The sequence below is a fragment of the Mesorhizobium sp. M7D.F.Ca.US.004.03.1.1 genome, assembly GCF_003998635.1.
In the GTDB taxonomy this organism is placed as follows: Bacteria; Pseudomonadota; Alphaproteobacteria; order Rhizobiales; family Rhizobiaceae; genus Mesorhizobium; species Mesorhizobium loti.
Genome location: NZ_RZQG01001662.1, coordinates 1 through 594, shown reverse-complemented (window position 1 = coordinate 594; position 594 = coordinate 1). Strand labels below are relative to the sequence as shown.

At 64.3% G+C, this 594-nt stretch carries 1 protein-coding gene; it reads left to right on the top strand.

The genetic code is table 11. The annotated features are described in order from the left end of the window. The coding region (locus EN935_RS41275; RefSeq protein WP_164771897.1) for a hypothetical protein at positions 1–465 on the top strand (465 nt) is incomplete at its 5' end. Between the last annotated feature and the right edge of the window lie 129 nt (positions 466–594).

The window sequence follows — 594 nt, the reverse complement described above, 5'->3', positions numbered from 1 at the left end:
GACATCATCTTGCTGTGCTGCGCCGAAATGTACCGGGAGGGAACCTTCACCGCGAACGTGCCCCTGCTGCTGCCCTATCAACTCACGTTTGACGTCGTGCGGCGGCTGGCGGAAGCCAAGGGCAAAGTCAGGCTTGCCCTGCTGCTCCCGACCGAGTGGCACATCGGCCAGGATCGCGCGACCTGGACCTCGCAGGCCTGGATGCGCAATGTCGAGCCGCATTTCGGCGTCGGGATTCCGGATGGGCAGGCTGTCGAACAGCTCAAGGGCGAAGGCCCATACGATCTGGCGCTGATCTGGGGCTATGGCGACGGGCTCGCGCCGCACGATCCGGACGATCTTTTGGAGACGATCTCCGCCGCTCTCGGCTGCCCGACGATCACGCCCAACGTGCTCAACATCTTCAACGCGCGCATGCTGCTGAGACCCGCCTGGCCGGAGCGGCCGCATGTCGGCAGGGGCTGATCGCGGCCGCAATGCTTTCGGGGGGAAAAGACCGGCCCGCACGTTGCGCAAGCCTACATCGTCGACTGTCGCTCGACATCCTTCTTGTGCCGTGGTCTGCAATGCCGCCACGGTGCTCGGTAAGAAAAC